Source organism: Agrobacterium sp. O3.4 (assembly GCF_041414895.1).
GTDB classification, from domain to species: domain Bacteria; phylum Pseudomonadota; class Alphaproteobacteria; order Rhizobiales; family Rhizobiaceae; genus Agrobacterium; species Agrobacterium cucumeris.
In genome coordinates this window covers 17,823-38,509 of record NZ_JALPZP010000007.1, presented here as the reverse complement: position 1 = coordinate 38,509, position 20,687 = coordinate 17,823, and the positions used below count along the sequence as shown (strand labels likewise).

General features: G+C 58.6%; 17 protein-coding genes. 2 read left to right on the top strand and 15 right to left on the bottom strand.

The genetic code is table 11. The features are described 5' to 3' along the window. Nucleotides 1–366: 366 nt before the first annotated feature. From M0412_RS22810 to M0412_RS22740, 15 genes are all read right to left on the bottom strand, one after another. Nucleotides 367–927 carry an NAD(P)H-dependent oxidoreductase gene (locus tag M0412_RS22810; RefSeq protein ID WP_269702914.1) on the bottom strand — a complete coding sequence of 187 codons (561 nt, stop codon included), beginning with the start codon at nt 925–927 and terminating at the stop codon, nt 367–369. Nucleotides 928–976: 49 nt separating this feature from the next. Beyond that, nucleotides 977–2,158, bottom strand: a complete 1,182-nt coding sequence (locus M0412_RS22805) for an acyl-CoA dehydrogenase family protein (protein ID WP_269702916.1) — start codon at nt 2,156–2,158, stop codon at nt 977–979. A gap of 113 nt (nt 2,159–2,271) precedes the next feature. Further along, nucleotides 2,272–3,375: an LLM class flavin-dependent oxidoreductase gene (locus M0412_RS22800; protein WP_269702918.1), complete on the bottom strand. Its 1,104-nt coding sequence runs from the start codon at nt 3,373–3,375 to the stop codon at nt 2,272–2,274. Between the two features lie 114 nt (nt 3,376–3,489). Then, nucleotides 3,490–4,617, bottom strand: a complete 1,128-nt coding sequence (locus M0412_RS22795; protein WP_269702920.1) for an LLM class flavin-dependent oxidoreductase — start codon at nt 4,615–4,617, stop codon at nt 3,490–3,492. Further along, nucleotides 4,614–6,332, bottom strand: a complete 1,719-nt coding sequence (locus M0412_RS22790; RefSeq protein ID WP_269702922.1) for an ABC transporter ATP-binding protein — start codon at nt 6,330–6,332, stop codon at nt 4,614–4,616. The genes M0412_RS22795 and M0412_RS22790 overlap by 4 nt, the downstream gene beginning before the upstream one ends. Continuing rightward, entirely contained in the window at nt 6,311–7,156 is an 846-nt protein-coding gene (locus M0412_RS22785) for an ABC transporter permease (protein WP_142843056.1), read from the bottom strand. Before M0412_RS22785 ends, M0412_RS22790 begins: the two co-directional genes overlap by 22 nt. Then, on the bottom strand, nt 7,153–8,163 hold the full coding sequence (locus tag M0412_RS22780; protein WP_142843054.1) for an ABC transporter permease: 1,011 nt from the start codon (nt 8,161–8,163) through the stop codon (nt 7,153–7,155). Before M0412_RS22780 ends, M0412_RS22785 begins: the two co-directional genes overlap by 4 nt. 38 nt (nt 8,164–8,201) lie before the next feature. Further along, nucleotides 8,202–9,857: an ABC transporter substrate-binding protein gene (locus tag M0412_RS22775; protein WP_269702925.1), complete on the bottom strand. Its 1,656-nt coding sequence runs from the start codon at nt 9,855–9,857 to the stop codon at nt 8,202–8,204. Nucleotides 9,858–10,194: 337 nt separating this feature from the next. Next, a complete protein-coding gene (locus M0412_RS22770) occupies nt 10,195–12,600 on the bottom strand; it encodes a molybdopterin-dependent oxidoreductase (RefSeq protein WP_269702927.1) in 2,406 nt (801 codons plus the stop codon). A 38-nt stretch (nt 12,601–12,638) separates the two neighbouring features. Continuing rightward, complete coding sequence (locus M0412_RS22765) at nt 12,639–14,015, bottom strand: FAD-binding oxidoreductase (RefSeq protein ID WP_269702929.1); 1,377 nt, start codon at nt 14,013–14,015, stop codon at nt 12,639–12,641. Nucleotides 14,016–14,125: 110 nt separating this feature from the next. Further along, a complete protein-coding gene (locus M0412_RS22760; RefSeq protein ID WP_269702931.1) occupies nt 14,126–14,728 on the bottom strand; it encodes a 2-hydroxychromene-2-carboxylate isomerase in 603 nt (200 codons plus the stop codon). Nucleotides 14,729–14,740: 12 nt separating this feature from the next. Beyond that, complete coding sequence (locus M0412_RS22755; protein ID WP_269702933.1) at nt 14,741–15,313, bottom strand: TetR/AcrR family transcriptional regulator; 573 nt, start codon at nt 15,311–15,313, stop codon at nt 14,741–14,743. A gap of 49 nt (nt 15,314–15,362) precedes the next feature. Then, nucleotides 15,363–16,391, bottom strand: coding sequence for a ketopantoate reductase family protein (locus M0412_RS22750; protein WP_269702935.1), 1,029 nt, complete (start codon nt 16,389–16,391; stop codon nt 15,363–15,365). 345 nt (nt 16,392–16,736) lie between these two features. Beyond that, entirely contained in the window at nt 16,737–16,919 is a 183-nt protein-coding gene (locus tag M0412_RS22745) for a hypothetical protein (protein WP_269702937.1), read from the bottom strand. Between the two features lie 270 nt (nt 16,920–17,189). Continuing rightward, nucleotides 17,190–18,092, bottom strand: a complete 903-nt coding sequence (locus tag M0412_RS22740) for a LysR family transcriptional regulator (RefSeq protein ID WP_371338337.1) — start codon at nt 18,090–18,092, stop codon at nt 17,190–17,192. A 129-nt stretch (nt 18,093–18,221) separates the two neighbouring features. Between M0412_RS22740 and M0412_RS22735 the strand changes: the two genes are divergently transcribed. Together M0412_RS22735 and M0412_RS22730 are read left to right on the top strand one after the other, a co-directional pair. Next, the gene (locus M0412_RS22735; RefSeq protein ID WP_269702941.1) at nt 18,222–19,772 is read left to right on the top strand and encodes an ABC transporter substrate-binding protein; all 1,551 of its coding nucleotides are present in this window, start codon (nt 18,222–18,224) and stop codon (nt 19,770–19,772) included. A 23-nt stretch (nt 19,773–19,795) separates the two neighbouring features. Next, nucleotides 19,796–20,677: a dihydrodipicolinate synthase family protein gene (locus tag M0412_RS22730; protein ID WP_269702943.1), complete on the top strand. Its 882-nt coding sequence runs from the start codon at nt 19,796–19,798 to the stop codon at nt 20,675–20,677. The last annotated feature ends 10 nt before the right edge of the window (nt 20,678–20,687 follow it).

Sequence of the window (20,687 nt, the reverse complement as noted above, 5' to 3'; positions counted from 1 at the left end):
TGGCCATGCAGTTACTATAAGGAGCAAGAAACTGAAGGTTTGTTCTCCCCAGTGCCCCGGTTCATTTCGGACCGGAGACCAAGCTGAAGCCAAAGTTGAAAATGTATCGATGTTCAATCGGCAACAACATACTCCAGCCCAATTTGGCATTAACTCAATGAGGATCCCAACATTCTTGATCGGCTCTCCATCAGGAGCCGCTCGATTGTCCCGTATAACCGTGCATCCACTGATCCCAATATCATAGACCTGATCACCATTCATTTCGCTGAGCACGCGGCGCTGGCGATACCGATCCGATCTTATAAAAAATTAAACGGGCGTTTTGAGCGAGCCATTACATACTTATCCCTGCACATGATCCCGTTATTCCGCAGCGATTGTTACGCTTTCATAACGTGCTTTCACGAGCAAGACAGCTTCTGCGATTGCCTGATTTACCCGCGCGTTTATAGTCGGTGAAAGCGCACCTTCTATAAAATCAAGGCCGGAGGTGTAGATTGCGGTCGGTGTCACGAACGCTTCGAAAAACGCAAATAGCGGTCTGAGTTGATGCTCCACCACAAGTGAATGCTGGTCTCCGCCGCCGGTCGCCGTCAGGATGATCGGCTTGCCTCTGAGGTCGGCGGGGTCGAGAAGATCGATGACGTGTTTAAAGAGGCCCGTATAACTTCCCTTGTAGGTTGGTGAGCCGATCACCAGAGCTTCGGCCTCGATAATCGTCTGAACAACCCGCTGTGCGTTCCCATCAAGATCCGTTACGGATCGCGCCGAGCCTAACGATGTCCCCAGATCCTCGACGTCGAAAACCTGATGCTGCAGGCCCAGTTGCCCGGCCAGTGCTTCGCTGACATTTTCAACAAAACGCTTCGTGTTTGATGGGCGTGACGTATTGCCGGAGAAACCGACGATCAGATTGTTGCTCATTGGACGTTCTCTCGGATGATCATGAGGAAGTGGATCGCGCTACTGCGCCTTAAGCTGTCTTCAGGACTGACAGGCTGGCTGGGTGTTTTGATCGGTCATTCTCGCCCGTTTTCCAGCGCTCAAAAGCAGTACGTCCGAGAATGGCGACGGACGTATCCTCCTGGGGGGCATGGACGAGAACCGACTGGATATCCCGGAAATGCCGCTCCAGGCCCAGATCGGCGTTGAGGCCGGGATTGCCGATGCCGCGGACAGCAAGCTGGACAGCGTCGCGGATTTGCCTGCCGGCGAGAAGCCGGGCCCTTATCAGGTGTTCGGCATCGCCGATATGGTTTGCGAGCGCGCCAAAGATGATCTGGCGGGCTCCGGAAACCAGAAGGTCGATCTCACCCGAGAGCTCGACGAAACGTTCCGTCTGCGCAATCGGACGGCCCAGATTGGCGGGCACGCGCTCATGCGCGAAGCGGATGAACGCTTCCTGAGCGGCCTCAGCCGCGCCCAGATAGATTGCAGTCAGCGCAAGGGTCATTGCTGCATGGCCGCGATTATCCTGCTGGGCGACCGAGGGATCAACAAGCTCCAGCACATTTTCCGCCGGAATTTCAACATCGGTATATTCGACGTCGTGCGAACCCGTCGCCCGCATTCCAAGGCTTTTCCAGTTTTCTATGATCTTGATGCCGGGCAGGCCGTTTGGAACGACGAACGTACCGACCCGAGCCTGAGCCTCGTCGGTGTGCGCCCATACGAGGAAGTGCGTGAGGCCGTGCGCGCCCGTCACGAAGCGCTTGCGGCCCGTGATCGACCAGCCATTCGCCGTCCGGTGCGCGCGCGTGGCCGGCAATCCGCCGCGCGCCGGAGAACCCAGTTCCGGTTCCACACGCGCGGCGTTGAGCAGCAATGGCTGGTGTTTGGCCCTGGAAAGAAGTTCCCTGTAGAGACCGTCCGGCCAGTGGTCTTTTGCCGCCTGTCCCAGATGCGTGAAGATCGTCATCGCGCTGATGAGCGCTACAGAGGGGTCACCGCGTCCAAGCGCCGCCAGAATATGGGCTGCGGTGTTCAAGTTGCCTCCCGAACCGCCGTAACGCGTGGCCACGGTGCTCTCAAGAAGCTCAGCCTGATGAACGGCACGAATACCGGTCCAGGGAAATTGACCGGTCTGATCCGCATCCGGTGCGGCTTCGGAAACGGCGCGCACGGCGGCGTCAAGTGCGGTGGGATCGTAGGACATGCGGTAACGGCTTTCTAAAGGTCGGCGGGCGGGATCATCCGTTGCGGGCGTGGATGATCCCCGTCTTGGAAGAAGAGGTGGATGGGTCCGACGGCGTGGCCGGACTGCGGTCATCACGCGGCGGCCTTCTTCTTTGCCTCTTCACGTTGGCGAATACCCTCGCGGACGAGGGGCAGGATATATCGTCCGTAGTCGACGGCATCGTTATAATTGTCGTATCCACGGATCGAAATCAGATCGGCGCCGAGATCAATATAGTCGAGAATGGAGTCGGCGATTGTGCGGGGTGATCCGACCAGAGCGGTTGTCGCGCCGCTTGCATTGGTTGCGGTGACCGTCGGATACCAGAGCGCGCGGTCATGGACATCGCCGCGTTTGGCGATATCGAGCAGGCGCTGGGAGCCGATATTAGCGGGTGGTGTTGCGTTGACCGGCGCGCGGGAAAGACCCTTCTGGCGGTTCTCGTTCAGACGGTCGAGAACCCTGTGCGCCTTGTCCCAGGCCAGTTCATCCGTTTCAGCCACGATTGGCCGGAAGGTGACCCAGATACGCGGGCGATCGGTTCGACCCGCTTTTGCGGCTTCGGCGTAGATGCGGTCAATCTGCTGCTTGGTTTCAGCCAGCGGTTCGCCCCAGAGGCCGAAAATGTCGCACAACGAGCCGCCGATACGATAGGCGGCATCCGACGAGCCGCCGAGCGAAATCGGGATCAGGCCGTTGGTGGGACGTACGGCGCTGCGAAACTGCTTGAACTGGTAATATTTGCCGTCGAAATCGAAGGGCTCGGTTGACGTCCAGGCAAGACGAAGTATGCGGATATATTCTTCCTGCCGCTCGTAACGCTCTTCCTTGTTGAGGAAATCTCCCTCGCGCGCCTGCTCCTCGTCGCTTCCGCCCGCGATGAAGTGGACGACGACGCGGCCACCGCTCAACTGGTCGAGCGTGGCGAGAGATTTGGCCGCAACCGTCGGATAAACGGTGTTGGGCCGGAGTGCGACGATGATCTTGATATTCTTCGTATGCGCAAGCACCGTCGCGCCCAATGTGAAGGGATCGAACGAGGACGAGGAGTAGGGAATGAGCGTGTAGTTGAACCCGTAGTCGTCCAGTGCACGCGCATAACGTTCCAGGAAGAGCGGATCGACCGGAGCATCCGGGATGGGGTTCAGATCATTGGACGCGTTGGGAAAGCTGACGCTGATGAATTCCGCAGCCATGGGAGCTCCTTGGTGTTTCTGGATATCGGGTAAAAGCTAATGCCGGCGTGGCATATGAGGAAGACAGGTCTTTCTATTTCTATGGAATATGTAGAAAATATTGCCCGACTATCCTTACTGCCTGGAACCTTGGATTGTCGTCTGTGACGGCATTTCGTGATCCGGAGCAGGCGTCCATCCCAGAGATGGAGCGACGGTCGTTGCAAGATCGGAGAGCAATCGTATGTTTTCTGGCAATGCGAAAGCGGGTGGCAGAAACAGAACGAGTTCATCTGCGGTCGCCAGTCCCGGGTCGCTCAATATGCTCTCGATAACCTCGTCCGGTGTACCTTGAAAAACGGGAGAAATCTGCGCACCGACCGGTTGGCCGGCAGGAGCCAACGCACCCTTCGGGCGTGACGCGGCAATTCCCACCGTGCGGCGCTCGAGGTCGTAAGCGGCATATTTCTCACGCAGTTCGGCGGTGGTCCCGACCAGAATGGAAGCTGCAACGGCGACGGGCGGCGGCGGCGTCTTCCAGATGCGAAGCCAATGGGTGCGATAGGCGTCGATGATCCGTGCCTGATACTGACCGAATGTCTCGCCTTCGGCGTGATCGTGAAGGACGGTTCCTGAAATCAGGCCGATACCAAGTTCGGCGGCCTGGATGGCGGAATCGATGCTGGCAGAGCCCTGTCGTATGCGGTTCCGCAAGGTTGGGCTGTGCGGCGTAACCCGCAATTCGGCTCCCAGAGGCGCCCCTTGGTCCCGCTCCGTAACAGTGTGCAATACATCTCCGGCAATGGCTGCGAGGAAGCGCGACTGGCGACGTTTTGCCTCCGTTCGCGCATCGGCATCGACTGTTCCGAAGACGGCGTCAAACGCACCGTTGGCCCCGGTCGAAATCGCCAGTTCAAGTCGGCCGTCGATCAAGAGGTCGGTCGTTCCTGCCGCCTCGGCCAGAAGGATGGGATCCTGATAACGCATCGGAATGACGGCGGAGCCGAGCGTGATGTGTCGCGTATGCTGGCCGACCGCCGCGAAGAAGGGCAACGGGGAAGACAGATAATGATCGAAGTGACGCTGATAGGCCCAGCCTGATTGATATCCCAGCTTTTCCGCCTGCCTGAACAGTTCAATGCCCTGTCGCAACCCCTGTGCCGGACCATCATCGTCGTTGAACGACACCCGCGTATTGAAGCCAAGCCGCTGCTTAGGTCGAAATAACGCGGGAAGGTCGCGGGAAGGTGCTGCAATATTCATGCGAGTTGCTCCTTCCGCAGAGTGTGCCGGACCGCGGGAACGCGAACCGTTCCGGCAATGCCCGACGGGATGGAGTTCAGCAGCGACGCGGTATATTCGTGTCTCGGATTGCCGAAAATCTCGGTGACGGCTCCATGCTCGACGATGCGTCCCCGCTGCATCACCGAAACGCTATGCGCAAGTTGCCGGACCAGGGCAAGGTCATGCGAAACGAAGACATAGGTCAGGCCGAGCTTGGCCTGCAGCGACAGCAGAACCTCGACGATGTCAGCCTGAACGCTGACATCAAGAGCGGATGTGGGTTCGTCCAGCACAATCACATCCGGTTTGAGGACCAGCGAGCGGGCGATCGCCACACGTTGACGCTGCCCGCCGGAGAGAGCCGACGGTTTGCGTTCCAGCAAATGCTCACTCAAGCCGACATTCGCGAGAGCTTCCCGTACCCGCTCGGAGCGCTCTTTCGGCGTCCCGATCTCGAACCGATCGAGTGGTTCACGCACAAGCTGTCCCACCTTCCACGTCGGGTCGAGTGACGTAAACGGGTTCTGGTAAACCAGTTGAAGATGCCGCCAGACAGAACGGAGCGAAGCCCGGCTTTTGCTCGTGACGGTCTCGTCGGCAACCGTGATTGTGCCGCTTTCCGGCTCTTCGAGCCCCAGCAGCAGGCGGATCGTCGTCGTCTTGCCGGAGCCGGATTCGCCGACGAGCGCATGGGTCGTGCCTGCCGGAACCGTAAATGAAATATTGTCCACCGCCGTCAGGGTTTTGCCATCCACGGTGAAACGTTTGGTGACACCCTCTACCGCAATCTTCGGCGACTTATCACCCTTCAGGAGACCGAACCCCGGATCGCGAAACTTTGCATAGCGGTCAGGGTTGAGGGCTGGCACGTCCCCATGGAGTTTCTTCGCATAGGAAGAGGAAGGGGAGGAGAAAACGGCAGACGTTTTGCCTGCCTCCTGCACGACGCCGTTCTTCAGCACAACGAGCTTATCTGCCCGCTCTGCCGCTATCGCGAGATCATGGGTAATGAGAAGCAGGCTGATGTTCAGCTCATCCCGAAGGCGGGACAGGAGATCGAGGATGCGTTTCTGGATTGTGACGTCGAGCGCCGAGGTCGGCTCGTCCGCCACCAGCAGGGCAGGACGCGGCAATATTGCCAGAGCGATCAGCACGCGCTGCAACATGCCTCCGGACAGTTGATGTGGATAGGAATCGTAAACCCGTTGCGGATTGTCGAGACCCACTTTGGCGAATGTTTCGAGGATAAGTGCCTTGCGGATCGCCGGATTGACCTCTTCGGTCAGCGCTGCCGCTTCGAGTGCTTGCGCGCCGATTGTTCTCACAGGGTTGAGGGAGTTGCCGGGATCCTGCGGCACGAAGCCGATTTCGCGGCCGCGATACGGCCTGAAGCGCCGTTCCGGCAATGCCAAAATATTCTGCCTGTCGAAAACGACCTGACCCGTAGCGTTCGCACCGTTGGGAAGAAGCCGCAGCACAGCCTTCGCGATTGTCGATTTTCCAGAACCGGATTCTCCGATGAGGGCAAGGCTTTCGCCGCGCCCGATTTCGAAGCCGACATTATGGACGACCTCCTGCCTCCGGTAGGCAACGACAAGATTTTCCACCGCGATGAGGGGCGTCGCGTGTTGTGGAGACGCCGCCACGAACTCGGGAAGGATTGGCGCTGTTTTCAGTGCGATTTGCGAAGCCATCGGCTGATCCTGTTGACAGAGAGGACGGTCACGATCGTAACGAACGCGGGGGCATAAACGAGCCAGGGCCATTTGAGGTAGTCCTTGCCGATTGAAATCAGCAGGCCCCAGTCGGAGGAGGGGGGCGGATCGCCGTAGCCGAGGAAGGCGAGGCTGGCGATGACAAGAATGGACTCGCCGAATTGCAGGACGGCAAGCGGCAGCATCGAGCGAGATGCGTTTGGCAGGACATGTCTCAGCACGATGTATCCGCGTGAGCCACCTGCGAGGAAAGATGCCTCCACGAAGGTCGCCTGGCGGGTCTTGATGACCTCCGAACGCGCCACGCGGGCGAAGAAGGCGATCGCCGATATGCCTGTCGCAATGGCGGCGTTGATCGTCTCGAAGCCGATTGCCGTGACGATGATGACCGCGAGCAGGAACTTCGGGATGGACAGCAGTACGTCGACAAAACGCGCAAAGACGATATCCACCCATCCGCCGAAAAATCCAGCGAGCAGACCGATCACGCCGCCGACCAACACGCCAATGACGACGGCGACGAGCGCGCTCGATACCGAGGACGCGGTGCCATAAACGACGCGCGTGTAGAGATCGCGCCCCAGATGATCCGTGCCGAACCAATGTGCGGCACTGGGCGCTAGGAGCTTGTTGGCCGGGACACCGTTGACCGGGCTCAGACTTGTGAAGAGCTGCGGTGCAACCGACCAGGCGACGACGATGGCGATGACAAGCAGGGAGAGGGCGACCGTCGCAGTTATATTGAGACCTTTCAGTCTCTCCAACGGATTGCTGACGGAAACCGGGCTGGAGATAAGGCTCATGGTTTGGCCCCCGTTTCTAGGCCAAGCGACGTGTCGTCGATGGTCGACAGGCGGCGTTTTCGGCCAACGATAATTTTCACCCGTGGATCGAGCAGCGGATAGAGAAGATCGGCGACGAGGTTGACGATGACAAACACCACGGCTCCCAGCGAGACGATCGCCTGCAGGACCGGCAGGTCCTGGGTGCTGACGGAACGCTGTACGAGACTGCCGATACCGGTCCGGCCGAATACCGTTTCCGTGATCAGCGAGTTGCCCAGAAGTTCGCCAACGGTCAAAGCGATAACCGTCACGACGGGCAAGGAGGCGGGCTTGAGGAGATGTGTTGCGAAAAGCCGTCTCGGCCCGATGCCGCGACTGCGGGCAACCGCTGCGTAATCCTGCTCGGCCTCATGATCGAGATTGGCAATCAGAACTTCCGCGATCTGTGCGGAAAACGGTATGCCGATGGTGATCGCCGCAAACAGCGTGGCCCAGAAGCTGTCCGGTTCGATGACGCGGAACAGCCTGAGCTGAAAACCGAAGAGGTGGATCAGAAACAGGCCGATGACGAAATTAGGTGTCGACAGGAACAGAGATGGGAAAGCGCGCAGCAGTCCTTGGCCGTAACGCTTCGGCACGACCTGGGTGCCGTAGGCAACGGCAAAGGCGAGGATCAAGGCGACCGTTAGCCCGGCGGAGGCCAAAACCAGCGTGGATGGCAGCACCTCGGCAATGAGTGTCGAGACCGGTCGGTTGGAGCGCATGGAAATGCCGAGATCGCCCGTCAGGAATGCCGACAGGGAGTGCCAGAGCTGCACGATGATCGGCCTGTCCAGCCCCTGTGCAGCAATGATTTCGGCGATCTCCTGCTCGGTGAAACCGTTCTGCGGGTTGCGCAGAACGCTGGTGATCGGGTCGCCGGGCAGGACGCTGACGACCACGAAGGTGAAGACATAGGCCAGGAGGATGACGACGATCGCCTGGCCGAGCCGCTTTGCGGCGTAGGTTAGGTAGGCATTGCTCATGCCGTCACCTCCTTGACGTTACTTGGTGGGTGCTGGCGTCATTCGGCAATGAACGCTGTGTAATAGCTGGCGTAAGCGACGCCGTTATAGACTTCGCCCTTCAGCTTCGGCGATTGCACGTAGATGCGCTGGACGATTTGCGTGCGTGGGATGAAGTAACCCTGTTCCAGTACGTATTTCTGCAGGTCGTCCAGAAGAGGCTTTCTGTCCTCGACGGAACCCGCGCCAGCGATTTTGTCGCGCAGATCATTGAGCTTCGCATCACGCTCATCCAGTGCAAACCAGTTCTCGCCATTATTGGCATTGGTCAGGATGCTGGCGACCGTGCCGGCATCGATGAAGCTGCGGGTGACTTCATATGTGGGAACCGCTGCACCACCGAATTTGACCTTCTCGCCAAAGGTGACAACGTCATAAGCCCTGATGTTAACCTTCCATCCGAGCCTGCCAAGCTGCTGGGCAATAAGCTCATCAACGGATTTCGAGGTTGCCAGATAAGGATTGGAATGGATCGTCAGCTCCAGCGATTTTCCATCTTTCACGCGAATACCGTCAGCGCCCTTGATCCATCCGGCTTCCTCCAAAAGCTTCTCTGACTTTTCCGGGTTATAGGCGAGGAGATCGCTGTGATCCGTGGCACCCGGGACGTTGCTCTGAATGAACGACGTCGCTAGCCTCCAGTCCTGCGTATAGACGGTGTCGATAATTTCCTGGCGGTTGATGCCGGCCTGGAGCGCCTGGCGAATCTTCACGTCATCATAGGGCTGTAGCTTGGTGTTGACGGCCCAGCCGTTGACGAAGCCGAGATAACGCGGGGTCGCAACAGTGAAGCCTTCTTCCTTCAGCGATTTCAGTTCCTGGGGCGAGGCGTTGTAGGCGACATCCGCCTGACCGGACTGAACGGAGGCGACGCGAAGGGATGGCTCCGAGACAAGTTTGTAGGTGATGGTATCGAGATAGGCGGGTCCGGTGTGGCCGACGGCGGCTGGCCCCCAATTATAATCCTTGCGCTTGACGAGGGTGACATGGTCGCCCTCTTTCCAGGACTCCACCACGTAAGGTCCGCTGCCGGCGGTCTTGCTGAGGTCAGCCTGCTGGCCGGCAGGCTGGGCGATGCTCTTGGGAGAGATCAGGATGGAACCGTGATAGCCAAGCGTTGGAATGAACCCGAGTGTAGGCTTCTTGAAGAAAACCTTGACCGTCGTGGCATCAACCGCTTCGGCGTGATCGTAGGTCTTGGGGAAGAGGCCGATCGGGTTGATCCCCTCGTTCTTGCGGCCGGCATACCAGATGTCGAGATTGGCGACGACGGCCTTCGCATCAAGCGGTTCGCCATCCGAGAAAGTCACGCCGCTTTTGAGGTGAAGGGTGAATTCCGTTGCGGTGTCGTTCTGCTCCCAGCGTTCGGCGATCCATGGGCTGACCTTGCCTTCCGCATCGACGTAAAGCAGCTTGTCCGTCACATGACCCCAGATGTGGCCCTGAAAACTGGAGATGGCACTGTTGTTTGGGATCCACGTGTCGCCCAGTGAATCGATCAGAAAGGTGATGTCACCGCCATCGCGCGGCGTATCCGCCGCCAGTGCGCTCAGAGGTGCCGCTGTTGATAAAAACAGCGAGGCGGAGACTGCCAGAGAGGCCGTGAAAAGCAGCCGGCGACGCGACAGGGAGAATGAGAAAGAACGTCTTGTCATGATATGATCCTGAAAAATTCAAAGTTTTTTCGTTGCAATTTCGGCATCTCCTGCGGACGCACATGCGGCCGCCGTCATTGGCAGCAGGCATGTCAAACCGTTGCCGCGTCGGCCTTTCAGCCGAGCGGGAGAATGCTTGAATTCATTGGGCAGTCGGGTTGGGCGTCGCGAGGGTTAGCGAGCGGCTCGTGGGAGTTCGCTTGGCTGAGGAGCGCGCCCGCTTCTACATATTCCAGTCATGACGCGATCCCTCGTTGCGGTGTTTATCTTGCCCATAACCTAGCAGCCGGGCGTGAGGGAGAAAGACTGGTTATTCTTTTTCTATCGATTTAGTGAATTATTTTATCGCCATTTTGCCGACTGTTTGGATTGGTGTTTCAGCCGCACTTGAATTGCCGTCTCGCCCCGGCGGTCGATGATGGTTTGGCGACCAAGACGCTCTGTCACGCGGCGCAAATGTCATGGCTTCGAAAACCCTGACCGGTGGCAAGTCGCCGGTGAAAAGCTCAATCGCCACCTTCGCAATCTGGCCGGTTGAACCCTGCGACAGTTTCGAAGTGCCGATGTCGCGGGTCAGGACATTGGGATTGCCATGGATGCAGATGGCATTCTCCGCCGCAGAATCCTGTGGCTCGAACCATGCGCCGGTGGCAAGCTGCATCACGCCCGGCATGACGTCTTCACTGATGACGGCGCCAGCGAGACAGCTGCCGCGCGCATTAAAAAGCCTGACGATATCGCCGTCAGCTATTCCGCGGGTCAAAGCGTCGGCCGGATGGATACGGACAGGTTCCCGATCCCTGATCTTGGTCGAACGGCTGAAATCGCCATAGTCCAGCTGGCTGTGCAGACGTTGATACGGCTGATTGCAGACAAGATGCAGGGGATGGAGGCGGGCATCATCGGGCGTCTCCATTCTTGGCGGATACCAGCGCGGATGACCTTTGCAGTCATCATATCCGAAGCTCTCGACAGTCTCGGAAAAGATTTCGATTTTTCCTGACGGTGTCGCCAGCGGCTTCGTCCCGGAGTCGTGAAGGAAAGCGCGCGCCGGGCCACCGTCGTCTGGCTTGACTGGAAGGAGCAGCTCCCCTCGCTTCCAGAAGGTCTCAAAGTCCGGTGCGTCGTGGCCGCCCGCCGCAAGCGCCTGACGGGTCGTCTCGTACAGGAAGGCGAGCCATTCTCCGCTGCTGCGGTTTTCGGTAAAGGCATCGAACCTGCCAAGTTCCCGCGCAATGCCGGCGAATATCTCATAATCGTCGCGTGCTTCGCCAACGGGGGCGATCAGCCGCTTCATGGCGATCATCAGGGGATCGCGATCGGCAGCGCCGATGTCGTCACGTTCAAGCGTGGTCGTGGCGGGTAGCACGATATCGGCGTGCCGGGCGGTCGAAGTCCAGGCCGACTCGTGGACGATGATCGTTTCAGGAAGGCGGAAAGCGGTTCGCAGCCGGTTGATATCCTGGTGGTGGTGAAATGGATTGCCGCCCGCCCAATAGACAAGCCGGATATCGGGATAGTGAAGCGTGTGCCCGTTGTAATGGAACTCGGCACCGGGATTGAGCAGCATATCGGCGATGCGCGCGCAGGGAATATAGTCCGGAACGGGGTTCTTGAATTGCTGTAGCGTTGGCAAGGGAACGGCGAGCAGGTTCTTGCCGATATTGCCCAACGCGCCGAGGGAGTAGGAAAATCCGCCGCCGTCCAGTCCGATCTGGCCAAGCATGGCGGCAAGGACAATGCCCATCCACACCGGCTGTTCGCCATAATCGGCCCGCTGAAGCGAGTGGCTGACCGTGATCAGGGTTCTCGAACTCGCCATCTTCCGCGCCAGCTTGCGGATCGTCTCCGGGTCGATGTTGCAGATCGCGGCCGCCCATTCCGGGCTTTTGTGCTGGCCGTCCTCCCTGCCAAGAAGATAGTTCTCGAACCGGTCATATCCAGCCGTATAATGATCCAGAAACGCCCGGTCGTGCAGCTCTTCGGTGACGAGGACGTGCGCAAGCCCGAGCATCATCGCCACGTCCGTACCGGGAATAATGGGAAGCCACTCGGCATTCATATCACTGGGAAAATCGTTGGCCAGCGGGCTGATGAATGTGAAACTCGCACCGCGAGCCCTCGCGCCGGCCAGTTTCTGCCGGACCGTGTGCGTGCTGATCCCTCCGCCGTGGACATCGGCATTCTTGATTGCCATCCCGCCGAATGCGAGCACCAGCTCACTGCTGCGTTCGATCGCATCCCAGGTCACGCTCTTGCGGTCGAAACTGTCATACGGTCCAAGCACATGGGGGATTATAACCATGGCCGCGCCGGAACTATATGTGTTGACGGACCGGACATATCCGCCAAGAACATTCAAGAAGCGGTGAATCTGGCTCTGTGCATGATGAAACCGGCCAGCACTCGACCAGCCATAGGAGCCGCCGAATATCGCGCTCGGGCCATGATGGTCATAGACCCGCTTCAACTCATCCGCGACCAGCCTCGTCGCTTCGGCCCAGCTGACCTCGACGTAGTCGTCAGCGCCGCGTCGCTGCGCGTGGCCGGTCTCGCGTTCAAGCCAGCCCCGCCGGACGGCAGGCCGCCGGACACGAGCCGGGCTATAGGCCACCGCCGGAAGATTGCCCAGCAGTGGTGATGGGTGAGGGTCATCCGGGTGAGGCTCTATCTCCAGTCGCCCATTTGCAAGGCGTCCGGAAAATGCGCCCCAGTGGGAGCTGTGAGTCTTGAAGGAATTCATCGCATGGCCTCACGATCATCAACTGCAAAGTGGCAATTCTAGTTCGGCAGGATTTTCCCGGGATTCATGATGCCGGCAGGATCGACCGCATGTTTGATGAGCGCCATCAGCTCGACCGCGTCGCCATGTTCCTCGCGCAGATAAGCGATCTTGCCGGTGCCGACACCATGTTCACCGGTCGAGGTGCCGCCGACAGACAGCGCGTATCGCACCATCTTCTTGTTGATCGCCGCCACTTCGCCGAGTTCTTCCGCATTACCGGGATCAACCGCGAAGACGACATGATAGTTGCCGTCGCCGACATGGCCGAGGATAGCCGCCGGTACGCTGCAATCTTTCAGAAGTTCGCGGGTCTTTAATATGCAATTGCTGAGCTGCGACACTGGAACACAGACATCCGAAGACCAGCCTTTGGCGTTTGGCCTCTGCGATACGACGGCATAAAACGCACTATGCCTCGCTTTCCAGAGACGGTTGCGATCTTCAGGCGCATTGGCCCACTCGAAATCCTTGCCGCCATGTTCCTCTACGATGGCGGATACCATGTCGACCTGCTCCTGAACGCCGGCGGGCGAGCCGTGAAACTCGAAAGCCAGCGTATCCTTTATCTTCAGGTCCAGCCCGGAATAGGCGTTGACGGCCCTGATCAGGCCACGGTCCATAAGCTCCATGCGGGCGACCGGGATGCCAAGCTGCACGACCTGAATGGCCGCCACCACCGCCTGTTCGACGCTCTCGAAAGAGCAGAGCGCCGCCGAGATGGTTTCCGGAATTCCGTAGAGACGAAGCGTTATTTCGGTGATGATCCCCAGCGTTCCTTCCGAACCCACAAACAGCCGCGTCAGGTCATATCCGGCGGAAGATTTTCTGGCGCGGCCGCCGGTTTTGATGATCTGACCGGTCGGCAGCACCACGGTCAGCCCGAGCACGTTTTCCCGCATCGTTCCGTAGCGGACGGCATTGGTTCCCGAAGCGCGGGTTGCGGCCATGCCGCCAATCGAGGCGTTTGCGCCGGGATCGATGGGAAAGAACAATCCCATGTCGCGCAGATATGTGTTCAATTGCTCCCGCGTGACACCGGCCTCAACCGTGCAATCCAGATCTTCACCGCTGATACGGGCGATCTTCGACATGCGCGAAAGGTCGATTGAGACCCCGCCATTGACAGCTGTCAAATGCCCCTCAAGCGAAGTGCCGGCGCCGAAAGCGATGACGGGCACCCCTTCCGCCGCACATAGTCGCACGATCTCGGATACTTCGGAGGTGGTTTCAGCGAAAGCGACCGCGTCGGGAAACACGGCTGCATGATGTGCTTCGCCGCGCCCATGCTGCTCGCGCAGTGCCAGGGACGTTGAAAGACGCTCCCCGAGGAGGTCCCCCAGAGATTGGATGAGAGAAGGGGACAGGTCAGGCATAAGAGATTCCATGGGAGCCCGGCAGCAAAATGCCACGACAGACTTGCAAACATTGAAGGCGAAGCGCGCCCCGGCATAACGCCAGACTGTCTCCGCCTTCGGTGGTGATATCAGGCGGCGAGCTTTTCGCCCCGGAGATGACGCTCGAGGAATGGAAGGCTGTCCTGCCCCCAGTAGAGTTCATCCTGATAGCTATAGGTCGGCACCCCGAACACGCCGGCTGCCCTGGCAGCTTCGAAGCTGGCCTTTTGCAATGCTGTAACCGCATCGCTCTGGCCATGCTTATCGAGTGCGGCACTATCAAAGCCTGCGGCTTTCGCAATCGCCTGACGCACGTCCGCCCGGCCGATGTCTTTGCCGTGAACCCAGAAGGCTTCCTGAAGGGCAGCCGCCAGCGTCAGCCAGTCATCGCCCGTCTCGATCGCCGCCGCCACCATCAGGCCGGCGGGTGCTGGATCCGAGAGAGCTGCGCGATTATCAAAATTGAGCACTTTTCCGCGCAATGCCGCCCAGCGCTTCAAATCCCTGATCCAGTAGGCACGTCTGGCCTCGGGCCGGTTTCGGGAATAAATGCCGCCGTTTTCCTCGATCAGCGGAATGACATGGGGGCGGATCGTGGCGCCCTGTTCTTTCGCGAGCGCAGCAAACGGTTGAAGGCCGATGAAGGCCCAGGGAGAGCCGATGCTGAAAAAATAATCGATCGTCCTTGTCATGATCTGCTGCTTTCAGTTGGGTTGATTGGTGGAGGCGGCGGCGGTGTCGAAAACGGAGAGAGCACAGTCTCGCGCAATCAGGACCGCCGTGGGATCGCGTCCGACGGCAACGGTCGCCAAGGCTCCTTCGTAGAGAAGTGACAGATGGGCAGCGGCAATTTCCACCGTGCTGCCGGCTCTTGCCAGAACAGCGCCAAACACGTCCCTGACCTTTGCCTTATGGGCACGCGCTACAAACACGACACGCTCGGACTCGCCATGTTCCGCAACCGCAAGAGCAAAGGCACAGCCGCGAAAATCCGGGCTATCAGCCTTTTCGTGGAGCTGCTCGAAGATCAACCGGATCTGCTCCTTCGGAGCCATGTCCTCCTCCAGTACCTTTTGAAGCGAGTATATCACTCGCTCGTGCCGCGCCTGCAGATAGGCCGCAACGAGATGATCCTTTGACGGGAAATGCCGATAAAGCGTCGCCTTCGCAACATTCGCCTCTTCGATGATCCGATCTATGCCGACAGCCCGGATGCCTTCGCGGTAGAAGAGCGTGCCAGCGGCGGTGAGGATATGGTCTGATATGGCTTCTCGCATTATCGTTTCACACTGTCGTTTCAAAAGTCGCACTGATACGGATTGCCGGTCATGAAGGGACGGCAGGACTGGTATGTGCCGCCGGGTCCGGGACGGCGATGAGAGATGTGATCGCATCGAGCGGCAGCGGCTTTGAAAATCCGCCCTGATGTGCCAGCTTTCCGGCCAGCGTTTGAACGGCCTCGTTAAAAGGCGTCGGAACGCCATGAATCCGGCCCAGCAGAACGATTTCTCCGTTGAGGAAATCCACTTCGCTCGAGGCGCCGCGCCTGAAACTCTGCCATGTCGATTGCTGGCCCGGATGAATCCCGCTGTTGGGCGCAACCCGCCAGTTCGAGATGTCGACGGTTCGCTCGGAGGGTGAGGCAAAGGTGTAGCCTGCCGCTTCCAGCACATGGCGGGCCTCATCCACCAGAGCCGCGCTGATCCTGTCGTTCAGATCGCCCGGACCCTCGAAAAGTTCCAGTGCATTTCGAACGTTGTGAAGGAGCTTTGCTGCTTTCCAGCGGCGGATATCGTCACTTGCCTCGGCAAGATATCCAGCCCTGTTCAGGTCCGCCGTGACCTGCGCTGTCACGTCATCCTGTCCAAGCGGAAAGCGACCGACTGTCACGATGCCCAATTGCGGCTCGCCGCCCACCACCACCTTGCCGGTTTCGGTAAACCGCGCCGGTGTCAGAATGCTTGCACCATAGACCCGGGCAAATGTTCTCAGTGCATTTGCTTCGGTCGCCAGTCCATTTTGAAAAGTTACGATAGGCAGGTTTGCCGCTGCCGATGTCGTCGTGTTCGAGACGCTTTGCCAGGACCAGAAGGCGAGCGCGCTTACGGCATCCTGTGCTTTCACCGTGAGCAGAAGTATATCGTTCGGGGTCAATTCCGGAAGATCCGTCAGGTCGAAGACATTCAGATCGATCTGCCGCGTCTCTGCGGGGCGCTGGAAGGTGAGGCCATGCTGCCTGATATGGCTGATCTGGGCACCCCGTCCGAAAAGCGCATAGTCAATGCCGGAAAGTGCGAACTGCGCTGCAAGGCTCGCGCCCACCGCGCCGGCGCCAATGATAACGTAACGTGGCATCTGTCGTTTCTCGTCCTGTCTTTTACGCTCCGGATTTTCCGGAGGATTTCGGTTATTGATTGGTTCGGCGGTCTGTGCGGTGGCGATTGAGGACGGCGGGAGGATGCGGTTCAGAAGCGGTCTGGAACGGATCGTAAGGCCTTCAAGCGGTATAAAGGAAGACCGGTCATTCTATATCTACTAATTTTGTAGAAAATCAGTTCCCGAAATCGGCGATTTCGGGAGAGAATGCGCTGCCCCTGGCAGGTGGTCAGTTATCGCAGAGCCAGGGACGCGTCTGTGTTCGATGCCGGCAGGGGGCAGGCGTTTATTTGATGCCGAAACCGAGACGGCGCAATGTCTGGCTCAGTCCGCGCGGCCCTTGAGCGCCGTGGCGTTCTCCACACGCTGGGAAATGGGTGCCGTCCAGCCGTTTTGCGGAAGACCCTGTTTTTCCTGAAACGTCTTCAATACCTCGTCATAGGATTCAAGACCATCCCGTGCGGCTTGCGAATAAGTTTCATGAAACAGGATGGATGACTGGGACATCGACCGGGCAATAGCCCTCGCACATAAAATATGTCTGGCACGAATCCTGCTGCAGGATGACGGGTGAGCCTTCCGGCATCGCCCCCGAAGACATTGGTGGGCAGACCTGAACGCAGAGATTGCAGCCGGAATTTGGGGGTATAGCCAAATCAGATGTCGATCCCTGCGGTAAGTCTTCCTTTCCAATCTCGTCAATACAGCGGCGAGGTGGCTGCTTATTTCAAGGCAAATAGGCGTTGATAGTCCGAACCCATGCAAGAGCCCGTAATGTTAGGTGTGATTAGGATCTTCCTCGGCTCTCATCATTTGGCGTATGCGCTTAATCAACTCATCAAGGACAGCAATTCTTTGCGCACCAGTTGGCCGTATCGCGTAATAGGACACTTCGATCTTTGGTTCGAATGGTATCGCCACCACTTCGGCATCGGCAGAGCGCAGACTGGTATGATCCACGATGCCGACGCCCATGCCGGCCGATGCAAAGTGGCAGCAGTTCAGCATTGACGTTTCCATCGTGCTTGTCGGTTGGTGCTCTTCGATTGAGAAAGCGCGGTCAAGCGCTAGCCTGAGTGGAGAATTGCGGCCAGGAATGAGCACTCGCTCGTTGAGAAGGTCACCAGGTGTGACGACCCGGCGGGATGCCAGACGGTGATCTGCCGTCATTGCGGCGACGGCATAGGAACTGTATAGAGGCGTGGCATTCTTGTCGGCCATTCTGGGAGAACCGAAAACCAGACCGAGATCGTAGCGGTTCTGATCGACCATATCCCAGATGTGGCGGCTGTTTTCGACGTCGATGACAAGCGGAATGTCCAGCCGGTCACCAATCACCTCGACAATTGCCTTGTGAAGATAAGGCCTTACCAATGACGTGACACTACCGATCCGCAAGACGGTGTTCTTGTGTGCTCGTATGTCATCGGCCGCCTGGGCGATCTGGTCGAGGCCGAGATACAGTCGTTCGACCTCCCGGTAAAACTGCGTGGCTTCGGTGGTTGGAACCAGCCTGGCGCCGATCCGTTCAAACAACCGCATCTGCACGATATCCTCAAGATCGCGGATAAGACGACTAACGGCCGGCTGGGTGACGTTCAGGGCTTCGGCCGCTGCAGTAATGCCACCGGTCATCATCACGGCTCGAAACGCTTCGACCTGCCTTGGTTTCAGTCTCACCTGGTTTCCTTCCATAACATTGCGGCATGGCTTAAGTACAAAATGCAATTTTTCTTTTGCCAGGTAAAACGTTAATTCTTCTTTTGCCCGCAGGGAGCGCGGGCCGGACAACCTGGAGGAGTCCCCGTCATGAAGTTTTCTGTTTTCGCAGCCGCATTGGCAGCGTCTGTTTTCGCCATGCCGTTCGCGAGCGAGGCGCGGGATCTGACCGTTGGTCTTTCTGCCTCAACGACGTCCATGGACCCGCAATTTTATGTCGTCGGCCCGAACAGTGCGATGGCGCGCAACATTTTCGATGGCCTCGTCAATCAGGACGACAAGCAGCAGATCCAGCCGGCGCTCGCCGTTTCTTGGAAAATCGTCGATGACAAGACCTGGGAATTCAAGCTGCGCGAAGGCGTGAAATTCCACGACGGCAGCGATTTCACCGCTGAAGACGTAGTCGCCAGCATCAAGCGCATTCCACTTGCCTCGACCAACAGCCCAAGCTCATTTGCCGCTTACGTGAAGGCTATCACCGAGGTCGAAGCCGTCGATCCGCTGACGGTCCGTATCAAGACTGCCGGTCCAACGCCGCTTCTGCTCAACAACCTCAGCCGTATCGCGATACTTCCGGCCGAAATGGAAAAGGTTACGACGGGCGAAATGAACACCGGCAAGGGTGTTGTCGGCACCGGCCCGTTTAAATTCGTTTCCTGGTCGCCGGACGACAATGTCGTTGTTGCACGCAATGATGCCTATTGGGGCGAAAAAGCTGCCTGGGACAAGGTAACCTTCCGGGTCTTCAAGAACCCGAGCGCGCGCGTTGCCGCCATGCTTTCGGGCGATGTCGACATGATCGAAAGCATCCCGACGGCCGATACCCGCCGGCTTGAGGCATCCGACAAGCTGAAAGTCGTCAATATTGCCGGCAACCGCATCATGTATCTGCACATGGACCAAGCCCGTGAAGAATCGCCTTTCGCCAAGGGTCCGGATGGCAAGAACCCGCTCCTGAAACCGGAAGTGCGCCGCGCTCTGTCCCTGTCGATCAACCGCGAAGCGCTGGTCGACCGCATCATGGACGGGCAGGGCGTGCCGGCCGGCCAGGTCGTGCCGGAAGGTTATTTCGGTTATGATCCCGCCATCAAGGTCGATGCCTATGACCCGACCAAGGCCAAGGAACTGTTGGCGAAGGCCGGTTATCCCGACGGTTTCCAGTTGACCTTCCATGCATCGAATGACCGTTATCCGAACGATAGCAAGGTTGCGCAGGCCATCGGCCAGTTCTTCAGCCGCGTCGGCGTGAAGACCGAAGTCGCCACCCTGCCGGGCAGCGTCTATTTTACCCGTGCCTCGAACCTCGAGTTTTCGTTCATCATGGGCGGTGCCGCCGTCGAAACCGGTGAGGCTTCGGGCGTTCTTGGACCGATCCTCGAGACCTACGGCGAAAAGGCCGGTCAGGGCAATCGCGGTCGTTATTCCAACCCGGAATTCGACAAGGCCCTGAACGAAGCCCGCTCGACGCTCGACGACGCCAGGCGCGAGGAGCTTCTGAAGAAGGCCACAGAAATCGCGATGACGGATCTCGGTGTCATTCCGGTTTTCTATCTCGCCAACACCTGGGCGGTGAAGAGCGATATCAACTATGCAGGTCGTTCCGACGGTTACACGCTTCCCTACTACGTGAAGCCGAACTGATCGAAGAAAAGGAGCGGTCCACCATGTCTTTCAGCGGTGTATTTCCCTATCTCGTTTCCCCGGTCGATAGCCGTGGTGAGGTGATGCAAGGTGTGCTGACGGATCTGGTGGACCACCTGGTCGACGCGGGCGTGCATGGTCTGACGCCGCTCGGCAGCACGGGTGAATTTGCCTATCTCTCCCAGGAGCAAAGACGCATCGTTGTCGATACCGTGATCTCGGCCAATCGCGGCCGGGTTCCCGTTATCGCCGGCGTGGCGTCGATTTCTACTGCCGACGCCGTCGCCCAGACGGAATATATGGTCGCGGCCGGTGCGGATGGCATTCTGGCGATCCTCGAAGCGTACTTTCCGGTCAGCGACGAGGGTGTGGAAGCCTATTTCACTGCGATCGCCGGGGCGGCCAAGGGCCGTCCGGTGGTGCTCTATACCAATCCGCAGTTCCAGCGTTCCGATCTTTCGTTGCCGGTTATCGAGCGACTGAGCCGGGTCGATAATATCCGTTACATCAAGGACGCCTCGACCAATACGGGGCGCCTGCTCTCCATCATCGAGCGGACCCGCGGCCGGATGGAAGTATTTGCAGCCTCCGCGCACATCCCGGTCTGCGTGATGATGATTGGCGGTGTGGGCTGGATGGCCGGTCCGGCCTGCATCGTGCCCAAGCAGAGCATTGCGCTTTATGAGGTGGCCAAGGCCGGCGACTGGACGCGTGCGATGGACCTTCAGCGGCCGATGTGGAAGGTCAACGAGATTTTCGCGAAGTATTCGATCGCCGCCTGCATCAAGACGGCGCTCGATCTGCAGGGTTTTGCCGTCGGTGCGCCGATACATCCGCAAATGCCGCTCGGCGAAGCCGCGCGAGCGGAAATCGCCAGTGTGCTGCGCGATGTCGGCGCGCTCTGAGTTTTCTGAT

Bases quoted from the DNA above. Each gene is read 5' to 3' on its own strand.
- M0412_RS22810 (WP_269702914.1), bottom strand. From the start codon at position 927: ATGAGCAACAATCTGATCGTCGGTTTCTCCGGCAATACGTCACGCCCA.
- M0412_RS22805 (WP_269702916.1), bottom strand. From the start codon at position 2,158: ATGTCCTACGATCCCACCGCACTTGACGCCGCCGTGCGCGCCGTTTCC.
- M0412_RS22800 (WP_269702918.1), bottom strand. From the start codon at position 3,375: ATGGCTGCGGAATTCATCAGCGTCAGCTTTCCCAACGCGTCCAATGAT.
- M0412_RS22795 (WP_269702920.1), bottom strand. From the start codon at position 4,617: ATGAATATTGCAGCACCTTCCCGCGACCTTCCCGCGTTATTTCGACCT.
- M0412_RS22790 (WP_269702922.1), bottom strand. From the start codon at position 6,332: ATGGCTTCGCAAATCGCACTGAAAACAGCGCCAATCCTTCCCGAGTTC.
- M0412_RS22785 (WP_142843056.1), bottom strand. From the start codon at position 7,156: ATGAGCCTTATCTCCAGCCCGGTTTCCGTCAGCAATCCGTTGGAGAGA.
- M0412_RS22780 (WP_142843054.1), bottom strand. From the start codon at position 8,163: ATGAGCAATGCCTACCTAACCTACGCCGCAAAGCGGCTCGGCCAGGCG.
- M0412_RS22775 (WP_269702925.1), bottom strand. From the start codon at position 9,857: ATGACAAGACGTTCTTTCTCATTCTCCCTGTCGCGTCGCCGGCTGCTT.
- M0412_RS22770 (WP_269702927.1), bottom strand. From the start codon at position 12,600: ATGAATTCCTTCAAGACTCACAGCTCCCACTGGGGCGCATTTTCCGGA.
- M0412_RS22765 (WP_269702929.1), bottom strand. From the start codon at position 14,015: ATGCCTGACCTGTCCCCTTCTCTCATCCAATCTCTGGGGGACCTCCTC.
- M0412_RS22760 (WP_269702931.1), bottom strand. From the start codon at position 14,728: ATGACAAGGACGATCGATTATTTTTTCAGCATCGGCTCTCCCTGGGCC.
- M0412_RS22755 (WP_269702933.1), bottom strand. From the start codon at position 15,313: ATGCGAGAAGCCATATCAGACCATATCCTCACCGCCGCTGGCACGCTC.
- M0412_RS22750 (WP_269702935.1), bottom strand. From the start codon at position 16,391: ATGCCACGTTACGTTATCATTGGCGCCGGCGCGGTGGGCGCGAGCCTT.
- M0412_RS22745 (WP_269702937.1), bottom strand. From the start codon at position 16,919: ATGTCCCAGTCATCCATCCTGTTTCATGAAACTTATTCGCAAGCCGCA.
- M0412_RS22735 (WP_269702941.1), top strand. From the start codon at position 18,222: ATGAAGTTTTCTGTTTTCGCAGCCGCATTGGCAGCGTCTGTTTTCGCC.
- M0412_RS22730 (WP_269702943.1), top strand. From the start codon at position 19,796: ATGTCTTTCAGCGGTGTATTTCCCTATCTCGTTTCCCCGGTCGATAGC.